8 protein-coding genes are annotated in these 8,951 nt (G+C 69.0%); 2 read left to right on the forward strand and 6 right to left on the reverse strand.

What is annotated here, in order from left to right; genetic code table 11:
* On the forward strand, positions 1–256 hold a 256-nt coding region (locus ABZ260_RS39650), incomplete at its 5' end, for a hypothetical protein (protein WP_355627848.1).
* A 57-nt stretch (positions 257–313) separates the two neighbouring features.
* Here ABZ260_RS39650 and ABZ260_RS39655 read toward each other — a convergent pair.
* Positions 314–1,396: a GRAS family protein gene (locus ABZ260_RS39655; RefSeq protein ID WP_355627850.1), complete on the reverse strand. Its 1,083-nt coding sequence runs from the start codon at positions 1,394–1,396 to the stop codon at positions 314–316.
* Between the two features lie 570 nt (positions 1,397–1,966).
* Here ABZ260_RS39655 and ABZ260_RS39660 point away from each other — a divergent pair.
* Positions 1,967–2,434 (forward strand): hypothetical protein, encoded by a 468-nt coding sequence (locus ABZ260_RS39660; RefSeq protein ID WP_355627853.1) that lies wholly within the window; start codon positions 1,967–1,969, stop codon positions 2,432–2,434.
* Positions 2,435–2,613: 179 nt separating this feature from the next.
* Here ABZ260_RS39660 and ABZ260_RS39665 read toward each other — a convergent pair whose 3' ends face one another.
* The 5 genes from ABZ260_RS39665 to ABZ260_RS39685 form a co-directional block, all read right to left on the reverse strand.
* Positions 2,614–3,093 carry a TIGR00725 family protein gene (locus ABZ260_RS39665; RefSeq protein WP_355627855.1) on the reverse strand — a complete coding sequence of 160 codons (480 nt, stop codon included), beginning with the start codon at positions 3,091–3,093 and terminating at the stop codon, positions 2,614–2,616.
* A gap of 96 nt (positions 3,094–3,189) precedes the next feature.
* Positions 3,190–3,987 carry a hypothetical protein gene (locus tag ABZ260_RS39670; protein WP_355627858.1) on the reverse strand — a complete coding sequence of 266 codons (798 nt, stop codon included), beginning with the start codon at positions 3,985–3,987 and terminating at the stop codon, positions 3,190–3,192.
* A gap of 134 nt (positions 3,988–4,121) precedes the next feature.
* Positions 4,122–4,739, reverse strand: coding sequence for a hypothetical protein (locus ABZ260_RS39675; protein ID WP_355627861.1), 618 nt, complete (start codon positions 4,737–4,739; stop codon positions 4,122–4,124).
* 291 nt (positions 4,740–5,030) lie between these two features.
* Positions 5,031–5,897 (reverse strand): aldo/keto reductase, encoded by an 867-nt coding sequence (locus ABZ260_RS39680; protein WP_355627864.1) that lies wholly within the window; start codon positions 5,895–5,897, stop codon positions 5,031–5,033.
* Between the two features lie 162 nt (positions 5,898–6,059).
* Positions 6,060–8,951, reverse strand: a 2,892-nt coding sequence (locus ABZ260_RS39685) for a glycoside hydrolase family 3 C-terminal domain-containing protein (RefSeq protein ID WP_355627866.1), incomplete at its 5' end; no start/stop codon positions are given.

Raw genomic sequence — 8,951 nt, forward strand, 5'->3', positions numbered from 1 at the left:
CGAGGAGACGCCGGACGAGCCTTTCCCCGGGCCGCCGACGGGCGGAGGCGACGATCAGCGGCTGGCCGAACTGCTCGCCTTCCTGCGGCGCCGGGCCGGAGGTTCGGTTACTTCTCCGGGGGGTGGCTGCTCGGTGTGGTGTCCCGCCGCCTGGGCGCCCAGGAGCGGGTCACGGACCAGGTCGTCACCGGCCGCGGACACCGGCCGGGATCGCCGCCGCGACCGGATCCCGGCCCGTAGCCAGGCCCGGAAGTAGGCCGCACATCGCCCGCAACCGGCACGGACCTGCCGGCCCGTGCCGGTCGGCCGTCACCTACCCGTGCGCCGGCACCGCGTGGATGACGGACAGGAGCGACTCGCCGTCGAATCCGATGCGCACACTGTCCGGATCCTGGCGGATGAAAGCGGGAGGGATCGGTTCCGACACCGACTCCGCGGGTGCGGGCATCGGCCGGAAACCGGCCTCGCGCAGTCGCGCGAGCCATGTCCCGGCCGGCTCGTGACGTTCGTAGCGCTCCTCGTCGTCCGCCGTGCCGACGATGTCGACCACCTCACGCCGGAAGAACAGCTTCATCGCGTTACGGTCGGCGACCGAGATGTCCAGCGCGTCTATCAGCCGGAAGACGGAGTGGAAGTGCCGCCACGAGTTGTGGAATCGCTCGGGCAGTGCCACCCGATGATGATCGGAGTCCGGCTCGCACAGTACTACGCCGTCCGGCTCCGCATCGCGCAGTTTCGCCAGGAACGTGTTCCTCTCGTCGGCGCCGGACGCGGTGTCCCGCAGGTGGTGCAGCGCGAATGCGGCGTTCACCACCAGCGGGCGTGGTGCTCGGCGCACCAGCTCCCAGTCCTCGTCGGTCATGTGCTCGGCGAAGCGGGGCACCTGATGGAAGTCCAGCGGGACACGAGTGTCGCGGATGGATCGTTCGGCCTGGTGGAGGCTGCCCACTGCGGGGTCCACCCCGATCACCGTCAGCCGCCCGGGGGCCTGGCCGCGATTCGCGAGCGCGGCGAGCACCGCCGCCTCCTGGCCTCCCGAGCCGATGCCCACCGACATCAGGGTGGCCGTGTCCCGCCCGGCGAGGTGACCGGCGAGCAGCGCACCGCCGATACGACCGGCCAGAATCACCACCGGCAGGTGTTCGGCCACCAGGTCGAACAACTCGATTTGCGGCCGCTCGAAACGGCACAGATACAGATTGTCCCGCTCATCCTGGTGAGTGCCGAGCCGACGGGCCAAGGCGTCGTGGTAGAGCAGGTAGAGGAAGTCATCGCCCACTTTCTCGGGGGCGATCAGGCCGCGTAGCTTGTCCAGCCAGCGCCGGGCGGTGTCAGTGCGGCCCGCGTCCGTTTCTTCCACGGCGCGGCACAGCATGTCGAATGCATGAACACTCACGTTGGTCCTCTTTACTTCTGTGCGTGACGGCTGCCCGGTGGCATGGGCCGCGAGTGTCTTTTCCGCCGCACTCCGGAAGGGGGCCAGGCCGCGGTACGCGTCCGCTGCGGTGCCAGGCACGTTCGGGGAGCGGGGCACGGCCGGTAAAGCCGGTCGTCTGACGGCTCGGGCGCCCATTTGGGTTCATGGTCGAAGTGATTCTCGATTTCGAATGGGACCACTGCGCGCCGATCCGTACGTGCTGCCTCTCGTTTCTCCCGGTGGCTTTTTCCGTGAAAGAATGACGCCGGCCCCCACGAGAAGATCCCTGAGCTGGGAAAACGTCTTCCCGCCTGCTTTCTCCTCGTCAAGTGCATAGTTGGACAGCACTCTTGGAATTGACTTGTATGCGCTTTGGCATCGGCTTAGTACTCCGATGAAGCACACCAGGCGATGTTCGGGCCTCAGCAGGACCGGCGACGGATCGGCACATCGCGATGACGCGGTTCCCAGTCCGTCTCGCCCGCGAGTTGGTCGCTGCCCTATCCGGTTCCAAGTCGCCCACAAGCGGCATGAGCCATGCTCGTCGCCATGCGAAACAGGGGCGACGGCGGTGAGAAGGCGACCGGGTGGGCGCGGATCGGCCCGTGGACGGTGCCCTGGCACCTGGCCTGGTGGTTCACCGCCGTCCTGGTGGCGGTGGCCGCGGCGCACCTCGTGCTGGCCCGGGAGCGCCCCGACGCGTTCCCGGTGATCTTCAGCCTGCTCGCGCTCGCGTTCTACTTCTGGGCCTACGGCCAGTGGCGCCGCCGCTTCGAGCCCGAACTGGAGTCGTCCGGCGCGCAGCAATGGCTGGTCCTGCTCTTCGCGCTGATCCTGGCGCTGGTCCTGTGGCCGGTCGGAAGTTGCGGGGCGCCCATCGGGACGCTGATCCCCTGGTTCGGCGACGACCCCACGGAATGCGGAGGCCTGGAAGCGAGAACGACCCAGCTCACCCTGCTGGGCCTGCTGGCCATCCCGCTGGCGGTCTCCACCGCCGTCAACCGCGCCCGCGGCTGACCTCGTCCACGGTTTCCGTACCGACAGGTGCCACGACGCGGACTTGGCCCACGGGAACACCCCGGCCGCGGTGGCTCGTTCCCCGCGATCGGCGACCTGGCCGACGGAGCACAGCGGGGCGTGAGCGTGGGCCCTTCCTTTGGACACTGCCCGGCCCGGCCGGGCAGTGTCCAAAGGAGTCAGTGGTCAGGCCAGAGCCCGGTGGCCGCCAGCGCCTCCTCCGGGGACGAGACGTACCTGACACCGGCGACCGGATGCCCCGCACGGTCGAGCAGCCGCCAGCCGCCGAGCTGGACCACTGGGGCGCGGCCGTGGCGCATCGCGAGCGCCAGTTCCGACAAGGTGCCCCACGATCCACCGACGACGATCACAGCATCACCCGAGTTGACGATGATGTTGTTTCGCGCCTCCCCGACGCCGGTCGGGATCACGATGGAAAGGTCCGGATTGGCGTGCTCCCGGTCCGCTCGGGACAGGATGCCGACCACCGTCCCGCCCGCCGAGCGGGCGCCGGACGCCACGGCGGCCATGACTCCCGTGTAACCACCGCAGATCACCACCGCGCCGCGCTCCGCCAGCAGCCGGCCGATCTCGCGGGCATTGGACTCATCCTCGCCGGTGCAGTCACGCGGACCGCAAACCGCTATCTGAATCGTCACGATGAGACCTTCCCAGCAGGCAGCGACCACCGGGACGAACCGAGCCGGTCGTACATCGACATATGGTGGTGGCGAGCTTGCCGGAGGCAAGACCCGTCAGCGCGATTTGAGTACTTCAGTCTGGAAGCGCTGGACCAACGCCCGCGCCTCGCCCTCACCTCCGGAGGGCACCGCGACGTCGGCGAGCTTCGACAATGTTTCCCCGAACCTGCCCTGCACCATCCCGGTGAACCTCAGGAATGCGGGGATCTCATCGTTGGCCTCGACGAAATCCACTTCGTGCAGCCTGACACCGGGCGAGTACAGCACCGCATACCCGCCCGGCAGACGGTAGACACCGAGCGGGCTGATGTAGATCTCGCCCTGCGGGCGGCTGCGCGTCATCAGGGTGGTGGTTGTCGCGATCGCCATGCCCACGAGCCCTATGGCGGTGATCAACGCACCGGCGAAAATGGCCGTGTCATCGCTCGTGGCGAACCCGACTACCACGCTCACCAGACCGATGGCCATCATGACCAGCAAGGTCGTGTACGAGTTTCGCCGATCACGGCGCCTCTCGATGTCGTTCGCGGCCTTCCAGTCGGCCTCGTCGTAGTGCCAGTGCGCCCAACTCTGGCCGGCCAGCATCTGGTTCATGTCCCGCAGGTACACCTGCGGCCGCAGCATCACCGCCAAGATGAGCCAGAGCACCAGCAGTGCCCCGGCCGGTATGCCGAGGGAGATGAGCCAGGCAGCGCCGGGGCCCTGCTCCCAGTCACTGAACATGATCCGCAAACCCGCGACCATCACCACCGTGACGCCGAGGGACATCAGAAGCGATAGGCGAAGATGCACGATCGAGAACAGCCGGGTCATGGCGAAGACCCCGGCCTGGTCGTTTCCGGAAGTCGTCAAGATCTCTCTTCTCACTGTTGTCCGTGTGCCTGACCTTGTCGCGCCGGACGTGGAAACCGGGGATGGGGGCTACCGATCAAACGGCCCGGCGCACTGGGAGTGCCGGACGCCCCGGTCCGGCACTTGATTCACGGTCAGCTCCAGGTGGCGCGCTTGAGCACGTTCGACAGCCCCGGTGTGTTCCAGACGTCCACCACCAGAATCTTCGACGAGGGCAGGAACCACTCCCGCTGGGTGAAGCTCGCCGTCCGCCGTCCGCCGTTGTTCGTCACGCACTGGTTGGGCCAGGCGGTGTACTTCGCCTTGTGGCCGCGTCCGACCTGGTGCAGACCTGTCGAGGTGGCCTTCTCACCAGGGAACCAACTGGTCTTGGCGTTGAACGGACAGGGCACTATGCCACTGAAGGGATAGAACTGCTCCTTGCCGGTGTAAGTGATGAAACCACCCCCGACCGGGACCTTGGTGATCGCCTTTGCGCCGAACACCCAGAACCCCTGGCAGTTCGGGGCGAAGGGTTCTGGCCTCTTGCACTTTCCGGTCACCACTACGGCGCTGTTCCCGTTACGGTGCACCCTCCAGCCGGCGGGAATCTTCAGATTCATGCCCTGGAAGGAGAAGGCGTTGATCCCCGAAGCCGGCGCGCCGGAGGAAATCCCTGCCGCCGAAAATCCCGCTGTGGCCGAGGCTGTGGCGGGAGCGGCGAGTACGGCGGCGACGGCCAGGACGGCGAGGGTGGAAGATCGTTTTCTCATGCCGGGAACCTACTGGTCCCCACTTGTAAATCTCTGTGGCTTCATTTGCAGCGCGGTGTCACCGACGGAATGGCCCGGTGCGCCGAGCGGTCCTCGCACGACTGCGCATGCGGCTTCGGTGACATGTTCCTGCGGGCCATGCCACACTCGGCCCCGTCCCCACGCTGATTCATGAGAGCCGTCAAGCACGGCGCCGCGCTCTGGCCGTCTGAGCATCAGGCGATCGTCGCATCGCGTGCTGCTGAACGGAGCCGCCCGTCGTGGTCATCGGGGACGGGCGGCGTCCGTCTCTCAGGCCCCCTTGGACAGGACCGCGAACTCGTCGTCGGTCAGTTCGACGCCTGCGGCGGCGATGTTGTCCTCCAGGTGGGCGACCTTCGAGGTGCCGGGGATGGGGAGCATCACCGGGGAGCGCTTCAGCAGCCAGGCCAGGGCGAGCTGGGACGGGGTGGCGCCGTGTGCCCTGGCCGCCTCGGCGAGCGGGCCGCCCTCCTCGGCCAGCTTGCCGGTGGCGAGCGGGAACCACGGGATGAAGCCGATGCCGTTGGCCTCGGAGTACTCCAGCAGCGGCTCGGCGTCGCGCTGGGCGAGGTTGTAGAGGTTCTGCACCGAGACGATCCTCGCGAACCTGCCCGCCTCCTCGACCTGCTCGACGCTGACCTCGCTGAGGCCGATGTGCCGGATCTTGCCCTCCTGCTGCAGCAGGGCGAGCTCCCCGACCTGGTCGGCCAGGGGCACCTTCGCGTCGATGCGGTGCAGCTGGAACAGGTCGATCCGCTCCACGCCGAGGTGGCGCAGGCTCAGCTCGGCCTGCTGGCGCAGGTACTCGGGGCGGCCGACCGGGCGCCAGTCGTCGGGGCCCGACCGGGTGAGCCCCGCCTTGGTCGCGATGACCAGGTCCTCGGGGTAGGGGTGCAGCGCCTTCTTGATCAGCAGCTCGGAGACGAACGGGCCGTAGGAGTCGGCGGTGTCGATGAAGTTGACGCCCAGCTCGACGGCGCGGCGCAGCACGCGGACCGCCTCCTCGGGGTCGCTCGGCTCTCCCCACACGCCCTTTCCGGTGAGCTGCATCGCCCCGTACCCCAGGCGGTTGACCGTGAGGTCGCCCCCGATGGCGAACTGGCCCGACGCCTCGGCGGGACGTTCCGTACTCGTCATGGTGTTCTCCTCAGAATTGATCGAAATCACGGTTCGAAACGGCCACAACGCGCTACCTGGGCCGATGCTTCCCTTTTCAGCGCCCGTACCCGGAAAACCGCTTTCAACCACGTACGGCCCGCTCCCCTCGGGGAGCGGGCCGTAGCCGGAGCCGGAGCCGGGTCAGCGGGTGAAGGTCACGTCCTTCACCCGCAGGGCGCCCCTGAAGACCAGGTAGACGTCCTGCTTACCCCGTACGCCGGTGACGGGGGCAGCGGCGGTGGCCCAGGAGTAGATCCCGCCGGTGGCGGCCACCGGCACGGTCCCGGCGAGCCTGCCGGTCGGGGAACCGAGCCGGATCTCGACCGAGGAGGCGGCACCCGCCGCGACCCCGAGCCGCACGCCGGTGACCCCGGCCCGGAAGTCCACGTCCTTGAAGGCGATCCACTCGCCCGCCGAGGCGCCGACCGCGTCACCGCGGACCTTGGTCTCGTCGACCAGCTCGACCCCCGCGTAGTCGTCGAAGTCGGCGGCGCGGGTGGGCTGGGTGAGATCGCGGGGACCGATCCGCTCGCCGTCCACCCGTACGGTCACGCGCTGCCGGATGGCGTCCGAGGACGAGCCGACCATGACGTCGTGGGTGGACGGCTCCACCGCGAAGCGACCCCTGGTCACGTCCCACAGGGCCAGGTCCGCGGTCTTGAGCGAGAACTTCACCGTCTTCGACTCCCCCGGGGCCAGCCGCACCCGCTGGAAGCCGCGCAGTTGCTTGACCGGCTGCTCCACCCGGGAGGCGTGCTGGTGGGTGTAGAGCTGGACCACCTCGTCGCCCGCGCGCGAGCCGGTGTTGGTCACCTTGACGCTCACCTCGTACCCGCCGCTCCTGGCGGTGGCCTTGAGACCCTGGTAGCCGAACGTGGTGTAGCTCAGGCCGTGGCCGAAGGCGTACAGCGGCTTGGCCTTGGAGTACAGGTAGGTCGCGCCGGTCTTGACGATGTCGTAGTCGAGGATGTCCGGCAGGGTGGCACCGGCCCTGGGCCAGGTCTGGGTGAGGCGTCCGGCCGGGTTGGCGTCGCCGTACAGCAGGTCGGCCAGCGCGTTGCCGGTCTCGGCTCCGGCGTGCGTGGTCCACAGGATCGCCGGGACCTTCTCCTGCAGCCGGTCGATCGTGGTCGGGTAGCTGTTCTCCAGCACGACCACGGTGTTCGGGTTGGCGGCGTGCACCGCCTCCACCAGCGCCCGCTGTCCCTCGGCGAGACCGAGGTCGGTCCGGTCGTGGTCCTCACGGCCGTTGATGAACGGCATGCTGCCGACCACGACCACCGCCGTGTCGGCGCCCTTCGCCGCCGCGACCGCCTCGGCGATCCCGCTGCGCACGGTCTCCTTCTCGAAGCGGGTGGCGTCCTCGGCTGTGGTCAGGCTGAGCGTGCCGTCGGCCGCGGCCTTGACGTACTTGTTCGGGCCGAACCAGTCGTAGGCGGTCTCGTAGCCGGCGTAGCGCAGCAGCGTCGTGCCGTCGGCCTGCGCCTCCAGCTTGAACTGCTCCTGGACGAACCAGCCGGTGGGCTGCTCCTGGTTGTTGACCAGGGTGGACCAGTTCGCCCGGCTGACGTACTTGCCGTTGGCGACGCTGCGCAGGGTGACGATCCCCTGGCCCCAGTCGAAGACGTCGAACTGCTCGGTCGCGCCCGCGGTGGTCGCCGAGAGCTTCAGGTCGGCACCGGCCCCGGTGCCCGCGGTGAGGTACCTGCCGCCGGACTTCAGCGCGATCCGGTCGACGCCCTCGCTGGTGACGGCGGCGGCGGACCGCGCCCTGATCCCGGCGAGCGGGGTGACCTTGTAGGGCAGCCTGCCGGAGTACCAGTCGGTGTAGAGGGTGTCGGCCAGCGGGCCGACCACCGCGACCTTCTTGGCGGGGCTGAGCGGCAGGGTCTTCCCGGAGTTCTTCAGCAGCACCGCCGCCTCGGCCGCGGTCCGCCGGGCCAGCGCGCGGTGCGCGGGGCTGTCGACCACGTCCTTGCTGATCTTCCCGTACGGCCCGCCGTCCGGGTCGAACTCGCCGAGCCGGAACCGGATGCCGAGGATGTTGCGTACCGCGGTGTCGATGTCGGCCTGGGTCAGCAGCCCTCGCGTCAGCGCCTCGTTGACCGCGGCCACCGTCGGGGCGGCATTGGTGTCGTTCACCGTGAAGCTCTCCACGCCCGCCTTGAGCATGGCGGCGGCGGCCTCGGCCTGGGTGGCGAAGTAGCCCTGGGAGCCGGTGAGGTTGTTGGGCCCGCCGGCGTCGGAGACGTTGAACAGCGGCCTGTCGGTCCAGGTCCTGACCGTGGAGTTGAGGTCGGTGACCGTGGCGGGCCGCCCGTTGATCAGGTTGTAGGCGGTCATCACGCCGGTGGCCGCGCCCGCCTGCAGCGCGGTCTTGAACGCCGGGACGTCGTACTCGTTGAGGACGCGCGGGCGCAGGCTGGAGGAGGTCGTGTCACGGCGGACCTCGTTGTTGTTGGCCAGGAAGTGCTTGAGCACCGGGGCCGCCCGCAGGTGGTCCGGGTCGTCGCCCTGGATGCCCGAGCCGTACGCGGTGGAGATCGCGCCGGTGAGCAGCGGGTCCTCGGAGTAGCCCTCCTCGTTGCGGCCCCAGCGGGGGTCGCGGAGCAGGTTGACCACCGGCGCCCAGAGCTGCAGGCCCCACAGCCGGGGGTTCTCCGCGTGATATCCCCTGGCCTCGTCACCGACGGCGGCGCCGACCTTCTTGATCAGGTCGGGATTCCAGGTGCTGGCCAGGCCGACGGCCTGCGGGAACACGGTCCCCTCGGCGGTCACCACGCTGCCGCCGTTGTCGATGTCGGTGGACCAGGCGACGCCGTGCAGCGCCTCGGTGCCGGTCTTGAACAGCCCGATGCCCAGGCGGTCCACCGCGGGCTGGTACTGGTGGAGCCAGGAGATCTTCTCGGCCTGGGTGAGCCGGCCGAGCAGGTCGTCGACGCGCTGGCTCAGCGGGAGCGAGGGATCACGGAAGGGGTACTCGTAGGCCGCGCGGGCCGGGGCCGCGCACAACCCCAGGGTCAGGGCCGTCGC

Source organism: Streptosporangium sp. NPDC006013, from assembly GCF_040614275.1.
Lineage (GTDB): Bacteria > Actinomycetota > Actinomycetes > Streptosporangiales > Streptosporangiaceae > Streptosporangium.

What these genes read in the sequence shown, in the direction of transcription:
- ABZ260_RS39680 (WP_355627864.1), bottom strand. Translation starts at nt 5,897, where the DNA reads ATGACGAGTACGGAACGTCCCGCCGAGGCGTCGGGCCAGTTCGCCATC.
- ABZ260_RS39660 (WP_355627853.1), top strand. Translation starts at nt 1,967, where the DNA reads ATGCGAAACAGGGGCGACGGCGGTGAGAAGGCGACCGGGTGGGCGCGG.
- ABZ260_RS39675 (WP_355627861.1), bottom strand. Translation starts at nt 4,739, where the DNA reads ATGAGAAAACGATCTTCCACCCTCGCCGTCCTGGCCGTCGCCGCCGTA.